This is a genomic window from Candidatus Nitrotoga sp. BS, from assembly GCF_927797785.1.
Lineage (GTDB): Bacteria > Pseudomonadota > Gammaproteobacteria > Burkholderiales > Gallionellaceae > Nitrotoga.
This window is the reverse complement of sequence record NZ_CAKMLL010000099.1, coordinates 1-23,720: the sequence shown is the minus strand read 5'-3', so window position 1 is coordinate 23,720 and position 23,720 is coordinate 1. Positions and strand designations below refer to the sequence as shown.

The window sequence follows — 23,720 nt, the reverse complement described above, 5'->3', positions numbered from 1 at the left end:
GCGATCCGAGTGTTTTAGGACTCATCTAATAAAATTCTGAATATGTCATTCTCACCTTCACGATGACCTTCACGATGATAAAGGAGATTTCTAGGCTTCTTGAAAGAACACCGTCGGCTCAAGTATGGGCAAGATGAAAGAATTGGAGGGCAAGTTGAAGGAATTGGAAAAGATGAAGCTGATGAATAAATTACCAACGCCAGACAAGGCTGTATTCAATACAAGGATAGCGGTTGGTTGTGTTTATAGCGGACAAGGGGACAGTAAATGATACCCGAGATAGGTAATTTTTCTCTCATGTTGGCGCTCGTGTTGGCGCTAACGCTGGGTGTGCTGCCTATAGCGGGTAGTATACGCGGCAATCGGCGGCTGATGGCGCTCGCCCGCCCGGCAGCTCGTGGACAACTCGCCTTCATTGCTATTGCCTTCGGCTGTCTCGTTTACACTTTTGTTACCAACGATTTCTCGGTTAAATACGTTGCCGCCCACTCCAACTCGCTGTTACCGGTTCAGTATCGCATCGCTGCGGTATGGGGCGGGCATGAAGGTTCCCTGCTGCTATGGATGCTGATGCTCGGTGGGTGGATGCTAGCGGTGACGCTGTTTAGCAAGCGTTTGCCGGAAGAGATGCTGGCACGCGTATTAGGCGTAATGGGGCTAATCAGTGTTGGCTTCCTCTCATTCACGCTATTCACTTCCAACCCCTTCGAACGGTTGCTACCAGCCGCAATGGATGGCCGTGACCTGAATCCGCTGCTGCAAGATCCCGGCATGATATTTCACCCGCCCTTGCTGTATATGGGTTATGTAGGTTTCTCGGTGGCCTTTTCTTTCGCCATTGCAGCCTTGATCGGCGGCAAGCTTGATGCAACTTGGGCGCGTTGGTCTCGGCCCTGGACCACAGTAGCTTGGATGTTTCTTACACTGGGTATCATGCTCGGTAGTTGGTGGGCCTATTATGAGCTGGGCTGGGGCGGTTGGTGGTTCTGGGATCCGGTCGAGAATGCTTCGTTCATGCCCTGGCTGGTGGGCACTGCACTAATCCACTCCCTGGCCGTAACGGAAAAACGTGGTGCGTTCAAAAACTGGACCGTATTGCTGGCTATTGTCGCTTTTTCATTAAGTCTACTCGGAACCTTTCTTGTGCGTTCCGGAGTGCTGACGTCCGTTCATTCTTTTGCTACAGATCCGGCGCGTGGACTTTTCATTTTGGCATTCCTGAGTGTGGTGATCGGTAGTTCCCTAGTGCTATTTGCGTGGCGCGCACCGAAAGTGGGGCTGGGCAGCGGATTCGGATTAATTTCACGCGAGTCGATGTTACTTATGAACAATGTACTACTGGTCACCGCCGCTGGCGCAGTATTCCTTGGCACGCTCTATCCTTTATTTTTGGATGCATTGAATCTGGGTAAAATTTCAGTCGGCCCTCCTTATTTTGAAGCTGTGTTTGCGCCTATCATGGCGATTGCCGTTTTCTTGATGGGCATCGGGCCACGCGCACCATGGCAGCAGGCCAACCTGGCGAAGATATTAAAGCATCTGTTGCCGTGGTTTATCGTCAGTGTGGCATTAGGCATACTTGTGCCATTATGGTTCGGCCGCTGGACGGCGCCAGTGGTAGCCGGGACGTCCTTGGGAATGTGGGCCTTACTCACAAGTATGGCCTACCTGGTCACTCGGGTTCGAGGATCCACTAGTGGAAGCGCTTGGACAACGCTGCGAGGCATGTCTCGTTCTAATTACGGCATGCTCCTCGCCCACGCTGGAATTGGCGTGTTTATTCTCGGTGTGACTTTAGTCAAGGGTTATGAAACCAGCAATGAAATGCGACTGCGTGTGGGTGATGTGACTATGCTGGATGGATACGCCTTTCGCTTGCTTGCCATGGAGAAAATGAAAGGGCCGAACTACAGCGGAATTCGTGGCACTCTGGAGGTAACGCTGAAGGGAGCGAAGATAGACACGCTCTATCCTGAGAAGCGCCTTTATACCATGCAGGATTCAGCCATGACCGAAGGGGCCATTTATACGAGCCTGTTCCGCGATCTTTATGTTGCGCTAGGCGAACAAGTCAGCAGGGACGAGTGGGTTATGCGCATCCAGCACAAACCAATGGTTAACTGGATCTGGGGAGGTTGCTTGTTCATGGCGCTTGGCGGTTTGCTGGCGGTGAGCGATCGTCGCTATCGTCTGCCATTAAAGTCACCCACGCAGCCCTGAAAGGGAATCTGATGAACCGCTTTCTTCTTCCTCTTGGGGTTTTTATTGTTCTCGTTATTTTCTTGTGGATCGGACTCACACTCAATCCCAGGGAAGTTCCGTCACCCTTAATTAACAAGGTAGCACCGACTTTCCGACTGCCACAACTGCAAGACTCCACTAAAACCATTGGCCCGGAAGATTTGCGCGGCAAAGTTTGGCTGCTTAACGTTTGGGCCTCTTGGTGTGTGACTTGCCGTCAGGAGCATCCTCTGTTGGTAGAAATGGGACGGCAAAACTTGGTGCCGATTTATGGGCTGAATTACAAGGATAATCGCGATGACGGTCTGGCTTTGTTAAAAAACTCGGGTGACCCATATGTCCTGTCAGCCTACGACCGAGAGGGCAACGTTGGCATAGACTGGGGCGTCTATGGGGTTCCGGAAACTTTCGTTATCGATAAATCAGGCCTCATCCGCCACAAGTTTATCGGAGCGCTCACGCCTGAACTGATACAGAACAAACTAATTCCTCTCATTAAGGAGTTGAACGGTGCGTAGTAAATTTCTCGTTGTTCTTTTGCTATTGCTTGTAATGCCACTGGCTCACGCAGATCAGGCGGTCATTAAGAAGGACGATCCTGTACTGGAAAAACGCGTTATGACTCTGTCTGAACATCTTCGCTGTCTCGTCTGCCAGAACCAGACGATCGCCGATTCAAATGCTGAGCTCGCAGTTGATCTTAAAAATCAAGTGCGTGAGAAACTGCGGCAAGGACAGACAGAGCAAGAAATATTGGATTACATGGTAAAACGCTATGGTGAATTCGTTCTGTTCAAGCCACTGGTAAAGTCAACCACCTGGTTGCTCTGGTTTGGCCCACTTTTGCTGCTATTACTGGGATTGGGTGTGCTCATCGTAATTTTGCGCCAGCGTCGCAAGTTGATGCAGCAGGCGCCCACCCTGAGCGCAGATGAACATGCCCGCGCGGCATCGATGCTGTCTGGAAACGGAGGCGAGGGGCATTCATGATAACGTTTTGGCTTATAGTGGGGCTTCTGATTGCTGTTACTCTAGTGGTTCTTTTGCTACCACTACTCAGACGAGGTAATAGCGCAATATCCACCACACACTCAGAGGTGAATCTGTCTGTTTATCGGGATCAGTTACGCGAATTAGACGCAGATCTGGCAAGTGGAGTGCTGAATGAGGTTCAATATCAAAATGCGAGGAGCGACTTGGAGAGTCGCGTACTGGAAGATTCCGGTACCGCCGAAATCGCTACTGCTTCAGCGACCGATAGCCGCTGGGGTATTGCTTCGATCGCAGCGTTGGTAATTTCAGTACCTTTGTTGGCGATTTCTCTATATTTTATGCTGGGTACCCCAGCCGGATTAAAACCACAAATTCCAACAGCAGCCGTTGACGAAGCACATCCGGCCACACCGGAACAATTTGAGTCCATGGTGACGTGGCTTGCGGAGCGGCTTAAGGCAGAACCGGATAACGCCGATGGCTGGGTGATGCTTGCTCGCTCCTACACCGCTCTCAAGCGCTATCAGGATGCCAGTGCGGCATACTCCCACGCAGTAGCACTGCAACCGAGCAACGCCTCTGTGCTGACCGATCACGCCGATATGCTGGCCATGCTCAAGCAGACCTTACAGGGTGAGCCAGAAAAAATAATCCAGCAGGCGCTGAAAATCGATCCGGATAACCTAAAAGCGTTATCTCTGGCGGGTTCTGCCGCTTTCGAACGCAAGGACTACCAAGATGCCATTAAATGGTGGCAAAAGATTCTCAATTTGTTGCCACCAGATTCTCCTGTGGTGGCCGCGATCAGCGACAGCATCAAGGAGGCACGTGGATTGGCTGGGCTGCCCTCGGCAGCCGCTGCTCCGGCTGGAGACAGAGCTGCGGCACAATCAAAAGTTGCGAATGGATCGGTGAGTGGAACGATACGTCTTGATCCTGCCTTCAAGGCACGAGTCGCAGATACCGACACAGTTTTTATTTTCGCCCGGGTTGTGGAGGGTGGGCGCAAACCGCCGCTGGCCGTTATTCGTAAGACTGCAAAGGAGCTACCTTTCAATTTTACGCTGGATGACAGCATGTCGATGGCGCCAGGTTTTAACATATCGTCTGTGACCAGTGTTATCGTCGGTGCGCGCATATCAAAGTCGGGGAATGCAACTCCTAGCTCAAAAGATCTGGAGGGTTTTTCGAAACCGGTAAAAACTGGTCAAAAAGACATCGTCATTACCATTGATTCAGAGGTTAAATAAACGAGGAATTCGCTCCAATTTAGGTGGTTTTATTTTGTAAGAAATCGGTACTCTACATGGCTTGAACATCCAGAAAAGCTAATAAATACGCCATTTCCCCAAATCGTTCAGGGATAGATGGGTGAAGGATACCTATGCCAATAGACGTTGCTTAAGGATTTGTTGCCATCTAACTGGGATGATGCGATATAGCCACCGGCCAAGCAGTGTATAACGCAAACGCAAGCCGAGATGTGCAAGCCGCAGCAACCAATGCTCACCGATTGATAGCGCACGGTGCTTGTCGGCAGCAGCCAATCCCAGCGCGGTTTGCAGCGCGGTATAAAGGGTAATTTGCGGCAACGGTGCGGCAAATTTGACGATTTGGTGTGACAAAACTTCGTGGTATACCATCTCGGTTGCGTTAGCCATGTCGCGAACCGAGGCGACCGGCACTGCCCGCGCCTGTGCTTGCTTGAGCGCAAAATCGGTACTGTTTTCCGGTAGTAATATCGAAATGATGTCATCTAAAATAGCATCCGTATCACACCAGTCTTGCATGATCCAGCCGGCACCATTCGTTTGCACACGCTCATGTAACGCGCCGATCGGTGGTACCAATGCTGGTCGTCCAGCCATCCAGGCTTCGGTCAGAGTGTAGCAATAGGTTTCCGGGCCGGCGGACGGGAACACCACCAGGTTAATTCGATAATGGTCGAGCAAGGCTTCCATATGATCCGGTGTGTATTGGCCATGCACTGTCAATATGGCGTCGGCAGTCTGATAGGGCTGAAACTGGCGATCCATGTAGCCGACCACAACCCAGCGAAATGGCAGCTTGCGTTCGCGGCTGCGTGCCACTAAGCGTTCCAGTTGACGGGCACCTTTGACCGGGCCGATGGCACCCAATACACCGATACTTTGAACCGTATCCTTCGGCAGCAGTAGCGCCGATGTCAGCGCATTAATTTGGTTGGCAGTAAAATCGACGCCGTGCTGGATAACGCGAACATTACCGTGCGGAAAATAGCGGCGAAACATTTCGGCGGCCAAGTCACTAGGAGCAATCACGAATACTGCCCGTTCAATGAACTCAGCATGCACTGCGCGCCAAGCGACAATGTCAATGCCGCGAAAGTCTGGCTGGGCATTAAGGCAATTTTGACAGCGCGATGCTACAGTTTCGCTGCCACAATATAGACCTGAAGCGTCGAGCAGATTGATGGTCGGACAAGCCAGAAAAAAATCATGCACACTGAAACCAAATGGAATTTCAAGGTTACGCATCGCTTCCAGTAAACCCGGTCGACAGCCAGCCAGGTGATGTATGTGACACAAATGGATACGAAAATTGGCACACAGGCCGGCCAGAAACTCCGTCCACAGCTGGTCGGGTTGCCGGTTGAATAGATAAGTCAGCAGCTCACCGCTGTTGGCATCCTTCAATTGCCAGACATCATCCATGGTTACCAGCAAATAATGGCGGTAGTTTCCGCCGTCACTGTGCATCAAACTACGGGTGTGCTGCTCGGTTCCGCCGCTACGGCCGTGCATGATATGCAGGATGCCAGGCCTTTCGCCAGCCGCTCCGGTGAGAGCCAGGAACGACTGTGCCAACTGACGGATCGGCTTGATTGGGTCGGCCACGATGAATGCCATGACACGCTGCATATAGTCGGGATGCTTAGCCAGCAAGCGCTGCATATTTTCTTCAACCAGCGTCTCTTTTTTCGTACTAAAGGAGCATTTTCCAACATGCTGGACGAAAGTGTCGTCGCATAGCACGTTGCGCCATCCAGCGGCCAGCGCCCGCATACAAAAATCATTTTCTTCGCCGTAGCCGAGACCGAAAGTAACCGCATCGAACAGGCCGATTTTATTAAGCAGACGGCGCCGAATAAACATGCAAAATCCGACCCCGGTGGGTATGTCAGGATAAACGCGCAGGGAAGCTGCCTCAATGGCACAATTGACGTCCTCCGCATTCATTCCTTGCGGCAACGCGTTATCTTGGCAAAAAATCGGGAACGAGCAAATTTCGGCGTTGTTAGAAAACGGCGTGATTGTGCCGATAAGCGGGTCTGAATTGGCGCAACTGAAAAATTTTTCCAACCAGCCTGAGGTAACGATGGTATCGGAATTGAGCAACACCACATCATTTTGACTGAGCTCCATAGCACGGTTAACAGTGCTGACAAAACCGATATTGGTATCGTTCTGGAGCAGCCACAAACGCGGGTCTGCTGTGCTGCGCAGTGTCTCAAAATAATCGGCGATGCGGCTATCCGTCGAACAATCGTCGATCATGATGATGCAGTGATGGGGCTTGGCGGTGCGAAGCACGCTGTCGAGACAGCGCTGCAAGTCCTCATATGCATTGTATACCGGGATGATGATGTCGATTGCTGGGGATAGCATGCTAATTCAAGAGTTCCCTTTGATGGCACGTGTAATGAAGCGTAACGGCGATTTTAGCCACCAAACAAGACTGGCGCGATAATCAATTTGCTGGTTGAGGGCAACATTCAAGCGCTCATGTTCAGAAATTTGTTCGTTGCGTAACACCAGAAGTGCATTGAGTTTGATTATTTCTTCAGTGCGTTCATTTAATTGTTCTGTACAAACACTTAAATGTGCGGTACGTTCACTTAATAGTTCAGTATGTTCATTTAATTGTTCGGTGCGGATGTCCAGAAGTGCATCTCGTTCAGCGATCAGATTTTCACGTTCTGCCATTTGTTGAGTGCGGAGCGAGAGGAAACCATCACGTTCAGCAATCAAACACTCGCGATCTTTCAGAAGCTGATCCAGCTCCATGACACGCTTCGTTTGTCTGGCATAATCCTGATATACCATTTCGACACTGTCACTAAACAAAGAAAGTTTATTGAGCGTGGTGGGCAACATAGCTGGGTTACGACTGCACACTGCGATGTAATACATTGGCTCAACAGAAAAATGGCTGGATACAGTCACTTGCTGATCGTGGCTAACCAAATATTCTGCAGTAGCGCAGGCTTGATTTTCTGGCCAAATAGCAGAATGAAACAATAGTTTTTGGCCCAACCAGTATATATGCGGGAAAGGATCATGTAGCAATTCTTCCAGCTCATGTCGATACAATTCACGCACATGAAATTCATTGTGATAATCGTGTGCATCAGAATACAAGCGCTTGTTTGGAGAGGACAGAATCAACACCCCATCCGGGCGCAGAACACGCATGAGCTCAGAAATAAACTCTTTCTGTTTCTCAATGTGCTCTATTGTTTCAAAGGAGATTGCAAAGTCAAAGCTTGCGTCTGAAAATGGCAAACATTCACATGAAGCCGAAACGAATTGCAGGTTTGCATGATGCCGATAGTTGTTTTTGGCATGCTGAACTGTGTCTACGGATAAATCAACACCCACCACTTTATATGCAGTTTCAGCCACCATGGCGGCACCATAGCCTTCACCACAGGCCACATCCAAAACTGTGCAATCTTGGCTTAACTGGCGCGCCAAGGCATAGCGGTGCCAATGCTCATACCAGATTTCACCACTGCACTCCGGCAAAAAACGCTCACCGGTGAAGGAAGGAGTTGGGCTCACAAATTCTACACATATAAAAACAAAAGATTATACACGCTACCTAGACTAATTCAGCACTGAATTAAATTACTTAGACTATGAATACTATAGGTTAAGTCCTGAAATATATTGAACTTTAAGCTTTTTCAACCCTTGGCACAAAGACAACAACATTGCAAAGAAGTTCAAATTGGGGCTACCCATTAAACATCAGAATGAGAACGTTTCAAGCAAGATCATAAATCTCAAGCATTGGTGTGATGCATGCCTCTTGAGATACGCCACAAATTTATTTCAAGTCAAACTCCACGTACATCTTCTGTTCCCACATTTTTTGCAGTGCATCCTCCAGATGCAGGGCAAAACGTGGAGCATTAAAAAGTGGTGAAGCAAGCACTTTCTGACGTAATCCTGACCGCAGTTTCGCCAACCGATCAATGTCAGTGGCGTGAAACAACGTCCGGGTTACGTAGTCATCCTCATCGCTGGCAATCCAGTCTTCCAGACCGGCACAGGCTAGCATGCTTGCACCTTGGCGGGCGAGTAAAGTGCTGCCGGCGAGAGTCAGTGTAGGCACCCCCATCCACAAAGCTTCGCAGGTTGTGGTGCCGCCCGGATAAGGGAATGTGTCCAGAATGATATCCACGTTAGCATACGCCGCAAGATAATCCGCTCTGGGAACATGTCCTTCCATTGTTACCCGCTCCGGCGTTATCCCGGCGTGGGCTAAGCGATGCTGTAAATATTCGCGCGCGGTTGGGCAATTCATCTGACTGCTTTGCAGCCGTAGTCGAGCTTCTGGCAAAGCTAGGAAAATTCGTCCCCATGCGGCCAGCACAGCATTATTCACCTTGGTAAAATTTTGGAAACAACCAAAAGTGATATAGCCATTCGGTACTGCCGGCAAGGGAGTTACTTCCAGTCCTGTTGTATTCGCAGGTGGGGTAAAGCAAAGCCGGGTTTCTGGCAAATACCACACTGTTTCAGTAAAATGCTCCCGGTGAGATTCTGGCACCGATACCGGGTCTGCCAGCAGATAATCCATCCCAGGTAACCCGGTCGTAGCGAAATAGCCCAACCAACTTACTTGCACCGGGGCAGGCTTCAGTGCAAACATGGGCAAACGATTGCTGGCAGTATGCCCTGCCAGATCAATGAGTATATGAATACCATCGTCGTGAATCTTCCGGGCTGCGGCTTCGTCGCTTAGACCCACGATAATATTCCACGCAACAAAATAAGGCCGGATACGGGCGGTGAGTTCGTCCTCTTGCGGAGACATCGAGTATGCAACCAGTTCTACCCGAGCAGGGTTCAAATTCGCGAGTATGCTTTCCAGGAAAAAACCAACTGGATGCGCTTTAAAGTCTCCCGAGACCAAACCAATCCGCAGAGCCTGCCCATCTCGTTCTGCTGTGTTTGCTGGATAACCGGACCAACTTGTATACGGTTGGACCTTCTTCATCACTTGATTGCCATAATGACGTGCTTCTGCAAGATAGGTATCAGGCAAACACTTGGAATAAAAACTCAGTGCAAAAAGCAGGTTGCTGTGTGCCTTGGGATATATTGGCCTGAGCGCAAGTGCCTTGTGGTAGCTGTCGATCGCCTCATCCAATTTGCCTTGTTCCTGTAGCGCAAGTCCCAAATTGTTGTAGGCTTCGGCGTAATCCGGCTTGATTGAAAGTGCTTTGTTGTAGTGGGCAATCGCCTCGTCCATTTTACTTTGCTTCTGTAGCGCAAGTCCTAGGTTGCTGTGCGCCTCGGCAAAATCTGACTTGATCTCGAGCGCTCTCTGGAAGCTCTCAATCGCCGCATCCAATTTGCCTTGATCTTTAAGCGCATTCCCCAAATTGTTGTGCACTTCGGCAACATCGGGTTTGATTAAGAGCGACTGGTAGAAGCTCGCAACAGCCACATCCAGTTTGCCTTGTGCCATGAGCGCATTCCCCAAATTGTTATGCGCATCAAAAAAATCTGACTTGAGCGAAATCGCCTTCTGGTAACTTTTGATTGCTGCATCCAGCTTGTTTTGAGCTTTAAGAGCAGCTCCCAAGTTGTTGTAGGCCTCGGCATAATCAGGCTTAAGCAGAAGTGCCTGGCCGTAGCAGGCTATCGCTTCCTCTAGCTGGCCTTGATCTTTGAGCGCATTTCCCAAATTGCTGTGCGTCTCGGCAAAGTTAGGCTTCAATGCGATTGACCGACGGAAACTTTCAATCGCAGCTTCCAAATCACCGTGTTCCTTCAGGGCACTCCCCAAGTTGTTGCACGCTTCTGCAAAATCTGGCTTGATCGAAAGCGCTTGGCGGTAGTTAAGGATCGCTTCTTCTAGCCGACCTTGATCTTTGAGCGCATTCCCCAAGTTAATGTAATAAATTGGATTAGATGGATTTACTCTGATGGCTCTGCTAATTAGTCCAATAGCAATCTCGTTCTTTCCTCCCCGAAGGGCGATCAACCCTGATAAATGCAGCGCGTCCGGGTGGTTTGGCGCTACCTGGAGTATTTGCTGGTATATAGCTTCTGCTTGAGACAAACGCCCAGCTTGATGGTGTTCTCGTGCAACCTGGATGACTTGGGAGATTGATAAAGCCGATGACTGCGTTTTAGCCATACCAACTTCGCTATTTGGCTCGCAGCAATGCTTATATTTTTTCCCACTGCCACAAGGACAAGGATCATTTCGGCCGATTTTTTTCATTTAAATATCGTTTGAATATTTTAGATTGGTGTTGTCTATTCGCTTACGTAGCAGCTCGGGCGGGGCAACTGCCAAGTGCAGGATACTTATAAACCGATCCGGTGCTTGGTGGCGGTATCGAGCAACCGGGCCGCCAGCCATGGCGCTTGCCGCCCCCGCAGTTGTAAACCGGGTTTCAACGGCAATACTCATCATGAATTCCCCACTCCAAACAAGATACAGCACTAAAAATATTTATAGTGCATGGCATATGTCTGAAATAAGCAACTTTGACCTTAATATCGAATTTGAGTTTTTAGGTGTGGCCGTTATATTATCATGCAGACAATTTATGCCTAATCGATCAATGACTACACCGCGTTTCTATTGCCCTCCGCCGCTGCATGCAAGCACCAAATTTGAGCTGCCACAAGCCGCCGCACATCATGCCAGCCGAGTTTTGCGCCTGCGCGTGACTGATGAAGTTCGGGTATTTGATGGGATAGGCAATGAGCTTCATGGTCGCATCTGCGAAATCGTAGGTAAAAGTGTGGTGTTGGAAAAACTGGAGGTCTGCACGGTCAACCGCGAAACGCCATTAAATATCGTGCTAGCGCAGGCGCTGTGTAGTAGCGAAAAAATGGACTGGGTAATACAAAAGGCCACTGAACTCGGTGCTACCGAAATACAGCCAGTGCAGACTCAACGTAGCATGACAAAGCTAGCTGGAGAACGCGCTGAAAAGCGCACCCAGCATTGGCATGGCATTACCATTGCAGCATGTGAACAATGTGGCAGAAACGTTTTACCTAAGGTTAACGCTCCACTGGAGTTCCGCTCTTGGATCGCCGCTATGGGCGATGCGCCGGGCAGTAAATTTATCCTGTTGCCAGAGGCCTTGACAACATTGCATGAGCAGCCGACACCGCAAGATAAAGCCATCCTACTGATTGGACCGGAAGGTGGCTTCAGTACGGACGAAATGGAGCTTGCTCAGCAGGCGGGTTTTGTTTCTGTCCGTTTAGGCGCACGCTTGCTACGTACCGAGACGGCTGCTGTGGCGGGCATCGCTACTTTGCAAACTTTGTGGGGGGATTTTATTTAGGGAAGTTATCAGAGGGTGCAATCAAATTTGCCTAAGCGATCATATGGCAGAAAATACTGCAACCTTGAAAAATAATGAACACCACCGTAGCAAAAAATATCCGTTATCTTATTGAATAAAAACAGTTACTGGATGAATTTCATAAACCAAACCACTTGGTATTGGCAGACATGGTTTGCTACCCATTGGTTCCAAACATCATGCGTCTTGCTACGAATTTTTTCGCGCCCGGCAGGCAGTCCAGTATCGTAAGTGCAGCCGCGCGCCCTGATTTAAGCAGCAACAGATCATTGGAGAAAAGGCGCACCAAGCCATCGGTAAAATGCATGCCGGCACGGCGATCAAGCTGACGTTGTTTGCGATAGTTGGCAAGCATTGCATCTGAACCAAGTGCCTCAGGTTCGCAGTCAAGAATCGCTTGCGCTAGTTCCCATGCGTCGCGCAGCCCCATGTTGAAACCTTGTCCGGCCACGGGATGCAACGTCTGTGCTGCATTGCCGATCAATACTGTGTGCGGTAGCGTGATTTCGGGCGCGCGCTTGAGCCGCAGGGGAAAGCAGGTACGTTGCCCAAGAGTTAAGAATTTTCCAGCTCGATCACCGAAGTGTTGGTGCAGTTGGGTTAAAAAAGTTTCATCATTCCAGTGCAGCATTTCCTGCGCCATTTCATGTGTCGCAGTCCACACCAGTTCGTAACCGTCCCTGAATGGCAGCAGCGCCAATGGCCCTTGCATCGTAAAGCGCTCGAAAGCGGTGTCCGGCTGCGGATGGGTGCAGGTGACATGTGCAATGATGGCGCTTTGGCCGTAATCGCGAATTTCCGGCGGATGGGTGGCTTCCAGCAACTTCCCTCCATCGGCTACCACCGCTAAGCGCGCTTCAAGTTGGTGATCCTGCCCAGCATGGTGGTAGTTGATGGATGCACCATTCGCTGTGCTTTGTAGTTGAGTAACAGCAGCGCCGGTGAGACAGGTTGTTGTGCTCCCCTTTGAAGCACTTTGTAATGCGTTTTGCAATGCAGTGTAGGGCAGCACGTAGCCCAGTTCCGACACCTCGAGTTCTTCGGCGCGTAACAGGGTGCGGCCGAAAGAATTTTTCTGTGAAACGTGGATAGTCTTGATCAACGAAACTTGCGTTATACCTTCCCAAACCCCGAGTCTCTCCAGTAACTGACGGCTGCCACTGGACAGCGCCAAGGCACGCGGGTCAGTGCTCACTTTTTCTATGGTGCGCGCTTCCAGCATGGTAATCCGCAATCCGCTGTCGCGCAGTGCGAGCATCAACGCATTGCCAACCGGGCCACCTCCGATTATTGCGATGTCGCAATGTGCATTCATGGCTGTTTCATCAAGTCTTCAATAGCCGTTACAGTTTTAGGTACGGATTCGGTCAGCACTTCGCAGCCCTGTGCGGTGATGGCTACATCATCTTCAATGCGGATACCGATGTTCCAGAATGCTTGCGGTACGTCATCGGCCGGACGGATATAACAGCCCGGCTCGACAGTAAGTGTCATGCCTGGCTGCAGTGCGCGCCAATGATTGTCCAGTTTGTATGCGCCGACATCATGCACATCCATGCCGAGCCAGTGGCCGGTACGATGCATGTAGAAGCGTTTGTAGCTACCGCTTTCCAACACAGCGTCGACACTGCCATTGCATAGCTTAAGATCGACAAAGCCTTGCGCTAGAACGCGCACGGCAGCGTCATGCGGTTCGTTCCAGTGTGAGCCGGGACGTGCGGCTGCAATTGCGGCGGCCTGTGCCGTCAATACCAACTCATATACGTCTTTTTGTGTACCATTAAAACGACCATTTACCGGAAAGGTTCGGGTGATGTCTGCCGCATAGCCATCGACTTCGCACGCCGCATCTATCAGCAATAACTCGCCGTCTTGTAATTGTGCGTTGTTACTGATGTAGTGCAATACGCAGGCATTGACGCCGCCGGCAACTATTGAAGTATAGGCGGGTGCTTGCGCACCGTTTTTGCGAAATTCGTGCAACAGCTCTGCCTCGAGTTCATATTCCATTTTGCCGGGGCGAGTGGCGCGCATAGCGCGGATATGCGCAGCAGCAGAAATGGTGGCGGAGCGCCGCATGATGGCAAGCTCGTCACTATCTTTAATTAAACGCATTTCATCAAGCAGCATGCGTATGTCATGAATTTCATTTGGTGCGGTTATGCCGCTACGCACCTTTGCCTGCACACTTGCGCGCAGCGCAAGAATGCGATCATCCCACGGGGCATGAGCGCCAAGCGGATGGAACAGTGCGGACTGGTTGCCCATCAGCTCGGTGAGTTTTTCATCCAGTTGTGCGATGGGAAATGCAGCATCGAAGCCAAATTTTTCTTTTGCACCATCTGGTCCATGGCGAAAACCATCCCATATTTCGCGCTCCATATCCTTCGCGCGACAGAACAGAAAGGACTGCGGGACAGCGCCAGCAATCAGTACGAGTACGGCTTCCGGTTCATCAAAGCCGGTTAGGTAGTGAAAGTGGCTGTCAAAGCGATAAGGATAAAACGCGTCGCCATTGCGCAGTACTTCCGGTGCGGTGGGAATAACAGCAATACCCCGCTGCATCTGATTAATAAGGCGGTTACGGCGGCTGGCATAAAGAGAGGTATTAAACATGATTGGCATTGTGCTGTGAACGTAATTCGTTGTCGAGTGTTTCAAGGCGTTGCGGTGTCCCCACGTCCAGCCAGCGGCCTCTATAATGTTCGCCGCGCACCTTGCCAAGCGCAATCTGGGCACGTAGCAGCGGCGCGAGCGGCGCAACGGTGCCACGCGGGATATTGGCGAACAAGCTGGGCTGATAAATTCCTATGCCACTGAAAGTAAATGCGGGTGCGTTATTGACTACTCTGTCACTGATCAAACCAAAATCCCCGTTGGGATGATGCGCAGGATTGTTGACTAACACCAGATGTGCGGTATCGCCGCTTGCTTTAAGTACAGCCGCATGTTCGGGAAGTTGAACAAAATCATAGTCGCAGTAGATGTCGCTGTTGATAACGGCAAACGGCGCATCACCCAATAACGGTAATGCATTAGCAATGCCTCCCGCTGTTTCAAGTACAGGATTTTCCGCTGAGTAGCGAATGCGTATGCCGAACTGGCAGCCATTGCCTAACGCAGCTTCGATTTGATTGCCGAGATAGGCATGATTGATTACCAGGTCACAGATGCCCGCTCTTGCCATATTCTCGATATGCCACACAATGAGCGATTTGCCGCCGGCTTGCAATAAAGGTTTGGGCGTGTGGTCAGTGAGCGGACGCATGCGTTCACCACGTCCGGCGGCCAGTAGCATGGCTTTCAAAAGGTGTACCCTACCACTGGTTGTTTTTTCTCCAGTGTATCCAGTATCTGCAGCAGAGGTTTTAAATCCACGTAGCGTTCACAAGCACGGCGCAAATAATCCATCACCAGCGGTATGTCTTTCAGATAACCATCCTTGTTGTCCCGGTGATACAGTCGGGCAAAGATACCCAGCACTTTCAAATGCCGCTGTACGCCCATCCATTCAAAATCCCGGAAAAAATCGGAAAAAGAATTGTGTACCGGTAGACCAGACTTGCGCGCTTTTTCCCAATAGCGGATCAGCCAGTCCAGTACTTCAGCTTCTTCCCAGTGAATATAAGCATCTTTAAACAACGAAGCCAGGTCATAAGTGATCGGCCCATAGACTGCATCCTGAAAATCCAGAATGCCCGGATTCGGTGTGCTGACCATCAAGTTACGTGAATGATAATCACGATGAACAAACACGCGCGGCTGTGCCAAGTTGTTTTGGAGAATGCGCTGAAACACGGTTTCTAACGCCGCGTTTTGTTTCTCGTCCAGCTTGACCTGCAAATGTTTAGCGACATACCATTCCGGAAACAGGTTCATTTCGCGCAGAAGTAGTGTCTCATCATAAGGCGGCAATTCAAATTCGCGGCTCGCCAGCTGAATAGTGACCAACGCATCGGTGGCGGCGCCGTATAGTTCATGTGCATTGCTGGTATGAAGTGCTTGCAGGTAAGTGGTGTTGCCCAAATCAGTCAGCAACAGAAAGCCTTGTTCCAGATCCTGTGCCAGCACCTGCGGCACATGCACCCCAGCTGCACTGAACAGTTGGGCAACATGAATAAACGGGCGACAGTCTTCATTTTGAGGCGGCGCATCCATCACTATCAGCGTGCGATCGGCGAAAGTAGCGCGGAAGTAGCGGCGGAAGCTGGCATCGGCAGAGGCTGGCGAAAGATTGAATAAACTATCGGGAAACTTGCTATGCAGCCATGCTTTAATCTGTTGTTGACGTTTCATTATTGATTTTGGATTGCCTAAATCGTGGATTTGTGCGATTTTAGCATCTTAAATTTGTCGACCCTGCTCCATGCATCTTCGTCTTAACCTCGTTGCGCTTTCCCTGCTCAGTGTTTTTACGCCTATGGTTTATGCCAAAGGTGATGCATTGCTGCTGAAGCTCGATCGTACGTTCATGAATATGCCTAAGGGTACAGAAGAGACTCCTGCTTACATTTCGGCACAGCGTTTAGAAGGTCAGACTGAAAATCAGATCGTTGCTAGCGGCGACGTCGAGTTGCGCAAGCGCGGCCAGACGGTATTCGCTGATCGTGTGGTGTACCAGCAAACCAGCCAAGAATTGGTTGCCGATGGCGCGGTACGCCTAGAGCAGAACGGCATGCAAATGCAAGGCCCGCATGTGAAGCTCAATCTGGATACAAACATCGGTGAAATGACGAAGCCGGTGTTCACGTTAGCCGCCAACAATTCCCGTGGGAATGCCGACATCCTGCTTATGAAAGGCCAGCAGAAATACTCCGTGCAGAATGTGGAATATACCATGTGTCCTATAGGCAATGACGACTGGTTGCTAAAGGCGAGCCAACTGGAAATTGACAGTAACAGCCAAGTAGGAGTGGCACGCAACGCGCGCGTGGAGTTTTTGGGTGTACCTATTTTGTATATGCCGTGGATGAATTTTTCGCTCACCAACAAGCGTCAATCTGGTTTTCTGGGTCCAATATTCGGAAGTACAGCAAGGAGCGGTAGCGAAGTGTCACTGCCCTATTACTGGAATATCGCGCCCAACCGTGATGCAACCATAGAACCGCGCGTGATGGCCAAGCGGGGATTGATGGTGAAAAACGAATTTCGCTATCTGGACACAAATTATGCCGGCGAGGCTCATCTGGACATACTGCCCAATGATACGCTTACGAATAGCACCCGTTTGCGGTCATCGCTCAGGCATGCCCATAATTTTGGTAATGGCTTGAGCGCATCGACAAATCTCAACTACGTATCAGACGATGCATATTTCCGTGATATGTCGAACTTATTGAGCGAGACGTCATTAACCAATCTGGTGCGTGAAGGCGTACTGAACTATGGCGGTGGCTGGTGGAATGCCACAGCTCGGATGCAGAGCTATCAAACCTTGCAAGATCCGGCCGCGCCAGTGGCGGAGCCATATCGCCGCTTGCCACAAATAACCCTGGGCGCGCTACGTCCGCTGGCTGGGGGAGATATGGCGTTTACCGGAGAGTTGGTGAGTTTCAGCCATCCCACTAGTGTTAATGGGCGGCGTTTGGTGATGTACCCTAGCTTGAGCTACCCGCTGATTACCGCCCCTTCATTTTATATGACTCCAAAATTTGGCGTGCACTACACTGATTATTCGCTGGGTGCGAACAATGTGGGGGCGTTACCCGATTCAAGCCGCACCTTGCCGATAGTCAGCCTGGATAGCGGCATGGCGCTGGAACGTGATTGGAAAGTGGGGAAGCGTGAATACGTGCAGACGCTGGAGCCGCGCGCTTATTTCTTGTACATTCCATATCGCAATCAGAACCAACTGCCGAATTTCGACACAGCCCAAGCCGACTTCAACTTTGCTCAGATGTTTACCGAGAACCGTTTTTTCGGTAACGATCGTATTGGTGATGCCCAACAAGTCACACTGTCGCTTACCTCACGTCTGCTCGATGCGAATAGTGGTGCGGAACGGTTGCGTGTAGCCATAGGTCAGCGCTTCAGCTTTAAGACACCGCTGGTAAATCTGGTGAGCCCTGTAGAAGCCACCAACAGCAAATCGGATATTTTGCTTGCTGTTTTAGGTCAGGTTACACCCGCGTGGTCGCTGAATAGCGCTTTACAGTACAACCCCAACCAAGCGCGCACAGAGAAATTAAACGTGGGCGCGCGTTACCAGCCGGAAAGTGGAAAAGTACTCAACCTGGGTTACCGTTTTACGCGTAACAGCCTGAGACAGGTGGACATATCTACCCAATGGCCATTGTCGCAACGTTGGCATGCGATGGCACGCTGGAACTATTCCCTACAGGATAATCGTATTTTGGAGCTGTTGACCGGGGTCGAGTATAATGCCTGCTGTTGGACAGCACGAGTGGTGGCACAACGTTTTGCTACAGCCACCAATGAGGTTTCGACCGGCATCTTTATGCAATTGGAATTGAGTGGCCTGGTCAGGATAGGCTCCGATCCGTTGAATGCGTTGCGTCAGAGTATTGCCGGCTTTACCAAACTGAACACCCCCATAGTAGTAAGTCCAGAGCAGGGATTTCGTTAACAAATTTTCACTTAGGAATAAAGATTATTATGCTGCATATCAAGTTGATGCTGGCACTCCTTTTGTCACTAGCCTGCACGGCAAACGTCTCCGCCGCTGATCAGCAGAAAATTTCCGGTGCAACGAAAGCAAACAAGTTGGAAGCTAAAGCCGTACCCCCCGTCGCTGATTTGCCCGCACCAGTCGTAACGCAAAAAAACACATCGAAAACTCAGGCCACACTGCCTGCTATTGATGAGCACGGCCCTGACATAACACAAAAAATACCGTCGCAAAATAAAATCCTACCGTCGGACGTCGATTTGCAAACCCCCGATACAACGACAAAAAACACGTCGCAAACTCAGCGTAAATTGATCGATCAAATTGTCGCAGTGGTAAACAACGATGCAATTACCCGCTATGAACTTGAAGACCGGCTCAGCATCGTAGAGCGCCAGTTGAAAAAACAGGGTACGACGTTACCCGATACAGAAATGTTGAAAAAACAGATACTGGATCGGATGATCACGGAAATGTTGCTCGCCCAGTTTGCCAGGGAAACCGGCATACGAATTGATGATGTCCAACTCGAAAAAACCATGCAGCGCATCGCCAAGGAAAATAAATTCTCCACGTTGACCGAATTTCGCGCCCAACTGGAGAAAGAAGGTGTGGAATTCAAAAAATTCCGAGAGGAGATTCGTGGCGAAATTATCAATGCTCGTCTGCGTGATCGCGAAGTGGACAGTAAGCTGGTGATTAGTGAGGGCGAGATCGAAAATTACCTGAAGACCCAGGCCAAGAAACTGGGTAAGGATGAGGAATTCCATTTGGTACACATTTTGGTACTGGTGCCGGAACAGGCCAATGCCGAAACAATCCAGACTATCCGACTTCGCGCCGAGCAAGCCTTGACACAATTACGAGATGGTGCGGAATTCGCTCAGGTGGCGGCAGGGTTTTCTGATGCCCAGGACGCCTTGACAGGCGGTGATCTCGGCTGGCGATCGGCTGATCGCACGCCCTCCATTTTTATGGACGAACTGAAAAAAATGGCTCCCGGTGAGACCAGCCCAGTATTCCGCAGTCCGAACGGTTTTCACATCCTCAGACTACTTGATAAACGCAGCAAAGCGGGCTCTGTGGTCATTACACAGACCCAAGCACGTCACATCCTGATCAAAACCAGCGAACTGGTGCCTGAGAAGGAGGCCAAGAGCCGTCTGTTAGCTATTAAACAACGGATAGAGAAGGGTGCTTCTTTTCCCAAGCAGGCTCAACTATATTCTGAGGACGGCAGTGCTGCGAAGGGTGGCGCTTTGGACTGGCTTTCACCCGGCGACACGGTACCCGAGTTTGAAGCCGCGATGAATCTATTGGAGATCGGACAGATGAGTAGCGCCGTGCAGTCTCCCTTCGGCTGGCATCTGATTCAGGTATTAGATCGCCGAAACGCCGATGTAAGTGAGAAACAAAAAAAACAGCAGGCGCAATTGGCGATACGTGCCGATAAATCTGACGCTGCCTATCAAAACTGGCTGCGCCAGTTACGCGACGGGGCTACCATCGAGTATCGCCCTGAAAAAGCGATCTAATGGCGCAGGCCAACTTGTTGGCTGTTACAGCCGGTGAGCCCGCCGGCATTGGCCCTGACCTATGTTTGCAATTGGCTCGTCATGAACAGGCACTGGTGGTGCTGGCCGACAAGAATTTGCTGCAACAGCGCGCGACTCTGCTTGGGCTAAGTATCCAATGGCATGATTATGATCCGCAGCAAATATCGCCTCTGCCACCCGGCCATTTGAGCGTACTGCATGTGCCGACGGCACAACCCGTCCAGGCCGGCCAGCTAAATTCAGCCAACAGCCCGCATGTTCTCAATTTGCTAATCCGCGCGATGCAAGGTTGTCAGTCGGGCGAATTCGCGGGCATGGTCACCTTGCCTGTCCACAAAGGTGTCATCAACGATGCCGGCATTCCTTTCACGGGACACACTGAATTTCTAGCGGAAAAATTGCATGCCGAGCAAGAGGTCATGATGCTAGTGGGTGGTGGGCTGCGTGTGGCACTAGCCACTACTCACCTTTCTTTGCGGCAGGTAGCCGACGCAATTACACCTGCACTATTGGAAAATGTACTGCACGTCATTCAACGTGATCTTATAGAGCGTTTCGGCATTGCCCAGCCGCGCATTCTGGTTGCCGGTCTCAACCCTCATGCAGGTGAGGGCGGCTATCTTGGGCGCGAAGAAATCGACATCATAATTCCGGTGCTGAATCGGTTACGTGCGCAAGGTATAAATGTCAGCGAACCCTTACCCGCCGACACACTTTTCACCCCGCAACGGCTTGCCCAATGTGACTGCGTGCTGGCCATGTACCACGACCAAGGGTTGCCGGTATTAAAGCACGCCAGCTTTGGACGGGGTGTGAATGTGACGCTGGGCCTGCCCATCATTCGTACTTCCGTGGATCACGGCACCGCGCTGGAACTGGCCGGTAGTGGGCGTGCCGAGGCAGGCAGCATGCTTGAAGCGATTCAAATGGCGGCCGATATGGCACAACACGAAAGACTGCATGATCCAGCCCTCCCTTGATCGAGAAGTCGTTTTCCTCGCGAAATCAAAAATGACAGTTTCCTGGTATTCCCATGCATAAAGCACGTAAAAGGTTTGGTCAAAACTTCCTAGTGGATGAGCAAATCATCGCCGACATCGTTCGGGCGATCCGCCCAGAAGCGGCGGATATCATGGTGGAAATCGGCCCCGGCCTGGGTGCGCTGACGCGCCCATTGCTGCAGCGGCTTAATCAACTGCACGTAGTGGAAATTGATCGCGACATTATCGCGCACCTGGAAAAAGACTATCCGCAGGATAAGCTGATCATCCATGCGGGCGACGCACTTAAATTTGATCTGGCGCAATTGCCCGCGCCCTTGCGCATTGTCGGCAATCTGCCCTATAACATTTCTTCGCCGCTGTTGTTCCACTTTTCAGGTTACTGCGACCGCATACACGACATGCACTTTATGTTACAAAACGAAGTCGTGGAGCGCATGGTGGCCGAACCATCAACCCCAGCCTACGGTCGCTTATCGGTGATGCTGCAATACCGTTTTTACATGGAAAAGTTACTCGACGTCCCGCCGGAATCTTTTCGTCCGTCACCCAAAGTGGATTCCGCCATTGTGCGCTTGATCCCGCTGCCAGCCAGCGAAGTACTGGTGCAAAACGAAAGATTATTTTCACAAATTGTCGCCGCAGCTTTCGGACAACGGCGCAAGACCCTGCGTAACACGCTCAAGGCCTATTTATCTGAAGATGATTTCGTCCGGCTGGGAATAGATGCGCAATTGCGCGCGGAAAACCTGGGAGTAGTGGAGTTCGCGCGCATCACCGATGAATGTGGTTGATGAGGCCAACGTCTTCTATCGTGGTCGTTCACCGTAAAATAGCATTCATTTCAGATACTGGTATGCGGCAGGAATATAAATTTGGCTATCCCTCTATGCATAAGTGCGCCTTAGACAGAGTAATTAAGACATCTGGGCCGGCATCATTGATGAAGGTGATAACCCACATTTATGCTAACCTTCTGCCACATGAAATTCACTAATGAAGCATTTTCTCGCGTCTTCAACTACTGTCAGCATAACGCGATGACTCAACCCATCTTTAGCACTCTGCTAACGCAGGGATTCTCGGTCTATCCAGCTCGCAACTTGACGAGCAATACCTAATTGGGTATCGTATCCGCGCTGACGATTCATCCTGATGCTGCTGATGATTTGAGGCAGTTGATGGTGAGTGATCGGTTTGCTGCTGGTAAAGTGGTCGCTCTACTGCAACAGGCCAAATACGACCTTAAAATCATTGACTCGTTGCTTGACCATGATTTTGGGGCTGACTACTCGGCGACTTACCACGTGAGCAAGTGGTATGAGTTTTGGAATGCCGGACTCAACATTTGGCGATTGAAAATTTGGACAGAACCAAAAGGTAGTTTGCGCTATCGCATAATATACGCATATGCGCCAAAGTCGCATCAATACTATGTATTAGCCGTCGTTAATCGGAATTTTAACTACAAAAAAGATCATGAAATTACAAGCCGCATCCGTAAAGCCTACAAAGACCTTAGCATTACTACCTACTAAGGTTTTTGAGGAGCAACCGACTAGTACAGCACCATGTAATGTGATTCGCATGGAATTTACTGTTCCTGCAAAGCTCCCAGAAATTCCCGGTGCCATCGACATTGATGATTTAGTCGCCGAGTTTGAACAGTCCAACGAGGTATCGGAAGCGATTACCAAAGGTCGGCAATGGGTAGCGAAATGTTTTTACAGTAACCAGCCTGCTTCAATTGCACTGCTTCGCCTTCAAAAAGGCTGGTCGCAAGTAGAGCTCGCGAAACGAGCCAGTACAAGCCAGCCTCATATCGCGCGGATTGAACTCGGCAATGTTGATCCACAGGTCAGTACAGTAAAAAAACTTGCTCGGGCGCTTGGAGTGCCAGTAGAGGTAATTTTGGAAGCAATTTCACCTGAGGATGAACAATGAAAATGAATGATGCTTGTTTGATAACGGCAATCTTTTGCGACGATATCCGACAAGAGGTAGGTAACAAGTTGTCATTTATGGGGTGTTACCAAGGTGAGCTCGTTGTTCAAATGGCACCCATTACATTGCCAAAGCTATGTGTGTTTGCATCGATTCTGACTCCAAAAGAAAGGCCACTTAAATCATTGACGCTTCGGGTCGTGCAGGACGTTGATATTGAATTAGCTCGAGTTGATATTCCAAAAGAAAACCTTACAGTATCAAGTCAGATTTTAGATGAAACCTCCACGCGAACAATCCTCAGTACTGCAATCGTATTTGCTCCGTTTGCTATTGAAAAATCCACTGTTCTGAGGCTTATGGCAACGACGGAGGAGGGTGAAATAACTGGCCCTCGCCTCTTGGTTAAGGTAGCTGCCACAAAGGAGTCTGCAGCTCAATCTGCCTCAAAACCTAAAACCGCAAAGCCTCGAACCATCAAGTAAGATTCAACATTTCGCCGCTCCCCATCTACTCCATCACCTATTTGCCCACCCCACTCCAATCTGATACTGCCATTCCTCGCATCCACTAGGTTAATGTGCAGTTCGATACGGAGGTATGCCATGTAGTTGTCTAACCCAAACGATATTGGTGGCAAACGAAATATCATTCACTTGCCAAGGCAAAACGTACGAAACGCACGGGGTCAGTACTCTTAAGAAACAATTTTAACATATTGATTTAATTTTGTTTTAATTATGCACTTG

The 23,720-nt window shown here is 50.2% G+C and carries 21 protein-coding genes; 13 read left to right on the top strand and 8 right to left on the bottom strand.

The features are described 5' to 3' along the window. Positions 1-124 precede the first annotated feature (124 nt). The 5 genes from MJ769_RS12015 to ccmI are packed head-to-tail and all read left to right on the top strand — an operon-like array spanning position 125 to position 4,484. Positions 125-271, top strand: coding sequence for a hypothetical protein (locus MJ769_RS12015; protein ID WP_239237381.1), 147 nt, complete (start codon positions 125-127; stop codon positions 269-271). Continuing rightward, positions 268-2,220 carry a heme lyase CcmF/NrfE family subunit gene (locus tag MJ769_RS12010; RefSeq protein WP_239237380.1) on the top strand — a complete coding sequence of 651 codons (1,953 nt, stop codon included), beginning with the start codon at positions 268-270 and terminating at the stop codon, positions 2,218-2,220. The genes MJ769_RS12015 and MJ769_RS12010 overlap by 4 nt, the downstream gene beginning before the upstream one ends. An 11-nt stretch (positions 2,221-2,231) precedes the next feature. Further along, positions 2,232-2,759, top strand: coding sequence for a DsbE family thiol:disulfide interchange protein (locus MJ769_RS12005; RefSeq protein WP_239237379.1), 528 nt, complete (start codon positions 2,232-2,234; stop codon positions 2,757-2,759). Further along, complete coding sequence (locus MJ769_RS12000) at positions 2,752-3,231, top strand: cytochrome c-type biogenesis protein (protein WP_239237378.1); 480 nt, start codon at positions 2,752-2,754, stop codon at positions 3,229-3,231. Before MJ769_RS12005 ends, MJ769_RS12000 begins: the two co-directional genes overlap by 8 nt. Continuing rightward, on the top strand, positions 3,228-4,484 hold the full coding sequence (gene ccmI / locus MJ769_RS11995; protein ID WP_239237377.1) for a c-type cytochrome biogenesis protein CcmI: 1,257 nt from the start codon (positions 3,228-3,230) through the stop codon (positions 4,482-4,484). Before MJ769_RS12000 ends, ccmI begins: the two co-directional genes overlap by 4 nt. 132 nt (positions 4,485-4,616) lie before the next feature. On the opposite strand, the gene MJ769_RS11990 is transcribed toward ccmI, so the two are convergent. The 4 genes from MJ769_RS11990 to MJ769_RS11975 all read right to left on the bottom strand — a co-directional run bounded on the left by MJ769_RS11990 (position 4,617) and on the right by MJ769_RS11975 (position 10,932). After that, positions 4,617-6,881, bottom strand: a complete 2,265-nt coding sequence (locus tag MJ769_RS11990; protein WP_239237376.1) for a glycosyltransferase — start codon at positions 6,879-6,881, stop codon at positions 4,617-4,619. Between the two features lie 6 nt (positions 6,882-6,887). Beyond that, positions 6,888-8,057 (bottom strand): class I SAM-dependent methyltransferase, encoded by a 1,170-nt coding sequence (locus MJ769_RS11985; RefSeq protein ID WP_239237375.1) that lies wholly within the window; start codon positions 8,055-8,057, stop codon positions 6,888-6,890. 268 nt (positions 8,058-8,325) lie between these two features. Then, positions 8,326-10,737 (bottom strand): tetratricopeptide repeat protein, encoded by a 2,412-nt coding sequence (locus tag MJ769_RS11980; protein ID WP_239237374.1) that lies wholly within the window; start codon positions 10,735-10,737, stop codon positions 8,326-8,328. Then, positions 10,738-10,932: a hypothetical protein gene (locus MJ769_RS11975; protein ID WP_239237373.1), complete on the bottom strand. Its 195-nt coding sequence runs from the start codon at positions 10,930-10,932 to the stop codon at positions 10,738-10,740. A 136-nt stretch (positions 10,933-11,068) separates the two neighbouring features. Between MJ769_RS11975 and MJ769_RS11970 the strand changes: the two genes are divergently transcribed. Further along, positions 11,069-11,821: a 16S rRNA (uracil(1498)-N(3))-methyltransferase gene (locus MJ769_RS11970; RefSeq protein ID WP_239237372.1), complete on the top strand. Its 753-nt coding sequence runs from the start codon at positions 11,069-11,071 to the stop codon at positions 11,819-11,821. Between the two features lie 178 nt (positions 11,822-11,999). Here the strand turns inward: MJ769_RS11970 and MJ769_RS11965 are convergent, their stop codons facing one another. The 4 genes from MJ769_RS11965 to MJ769_RS11950 are packed head-to-tail and all read right to left on the bottom strand — an operon-like array spanning position 12,000 to position 16,138. Further along, positions 12,000-13,157 carry an FAD-dependent monooxygenase gene (locus MJ769_RS11965; protein ID WP_239237371.1) on the bottom strand — a complete coding sequence of 386 codons (1,158 nt, stop codon included), beginning with the start codon at positions 13,155-13,157 and terminating at the stop codon, positions 12,000-12,002. Then, positions 13,154-14,458, bottom strand: a complete 1,305-nt coding sequence (gene pepP / locus MJ769_RS11960; protein ID WP_239237370.1) for a Xaa-Pro aminopeptidase — start codon at positions 14,456-14,458, stop codon at positions 13,154-13,156. Before pepP ends, MJ769_RS11965 begins: the two co-directional genes overlap by 4 nt. Next, complete coding sequence (gene murU / locus MJ769_RS11955; RefSeq protein ID WP_305854710.1) at positions 14,451-15,140, bottom strand: N-acetylmuramate alpha-1-phosphate uridylyltransferase MurU; 690 nt, start codon at positions 15,138-15,140, stop codon at positions 14,451-14,453. The genes pepP and murU overlap by 8 nt, the downstream gene beginning before the upstream one ends. Before the next feature lie 5 nt (positions 15,141-15,145). Beyond that, on the bottom strand, positions 15,146-16,138 hold the full coding sequence (locus MJ769_RS11950) for an aminoglycoside phosphotransferase family protein (RefSeq protein WP_239237368.1): 993 nt from the start codon (positions 16,136-16,138) through the stop codon (positions 15,146-15,148). A 70-nt stretch (positions 16,139-16,208) separates the two neighbouring features. Here MJ769_RS11950 and MJ769_RS11945 point away from each other — a divergent pair, with 70 nt between their 5' ends. From MJ769_RS11945 to MJ769_RS11915, 7 genes are all read left to right on the top strand, one after another. Next, complete coding sequence (locus MJ769_RS11945; RefSeq protein ID WP_239237367.1) at positions 16,209-18,428, top strand: LPS-assembly protein LptD; 2,220 nt, start codon at positions 16,209-16,211, stop codon at positions 18,426-18,428. Between the two features lie 29 nt (positions 18,429-18,457). Then, complete coding sequence (locus MJ769_RS11940) at positions 18,458-20,005, top strand: peptidylprolyl isomerase (RefSeq protein ID WP_239237366.1); 1,548 nt, start codon at positions 18,458-18,460, stop codon at positions 20,003-20,005. After that, complete coding sequence (pdxA, locus tag MJ769_RS11935; RefSeq protein ID WP_239237365.1) at positions 20,005-21,006, top strand: 4-hydroxythreonine-4-phosphate dehydrogenase PdxA; 1,002 nt, start codon at positions 20,005-20,007, stop codon at positions 21,004-21,006. Before MJ769_RS11940 ends, pdxA begins: the two co-directional genes overlap by 1 nt. Before the next feature lie 53 nt (positions 21,007-21,059). After that, on the top strand, positions 21,060-21,821 hold the full coding sequence (gene rsmA, locus MJ769_RS11930) for a 16S rRNA (adenine(1518)-N(6)/adenine(1519)-N(6))-dimethyltransferase RsmA (RefSeq protein WP_239237364.1): 762 nt from the start codon (positions 21,060-21,062) through the stop codon (positions 21,819-21,821). Between the two features lie 327 nt (positions 21,822-22,148). Continuing rightward, complete coding sequence (locus tag MJ769_RS11925) at positions 22,149-22,565, top strand: hypothetical protein (protein WP_239237363.1); 417 nt, start codon at positions 22,149-22,151, stop codon at positions 22,563-22,565. Positions 22,566-22,614: 49 nt separating this feature from the next. After that, positions 22,615-22,971, top strand: coding sequence for a helix-turn-helix transcriptional regulator (locus MJ769_RS11920; protein ID WP_239237362.1), 357 nt, complete (start codon positions 22,615-22,617; stop codon positions 22,969-22,971). Continuing rightward, on the top strand, positions 22,968-23,456 hold the full coding sequence (locus MJ769_RS11915) for a hypothetical protein (protein WP_239237361.1): 489 nt from the start codon (positions 22,968-22,970) through the stop codon (positions 23,454-23,456). Before MJ769_RS11920 ends, MJ769_RS11915 begins: the two co-directional genes overlap by 4 nt. Positions 23,457-23,720: the final 264 nt, after the last annotated feature.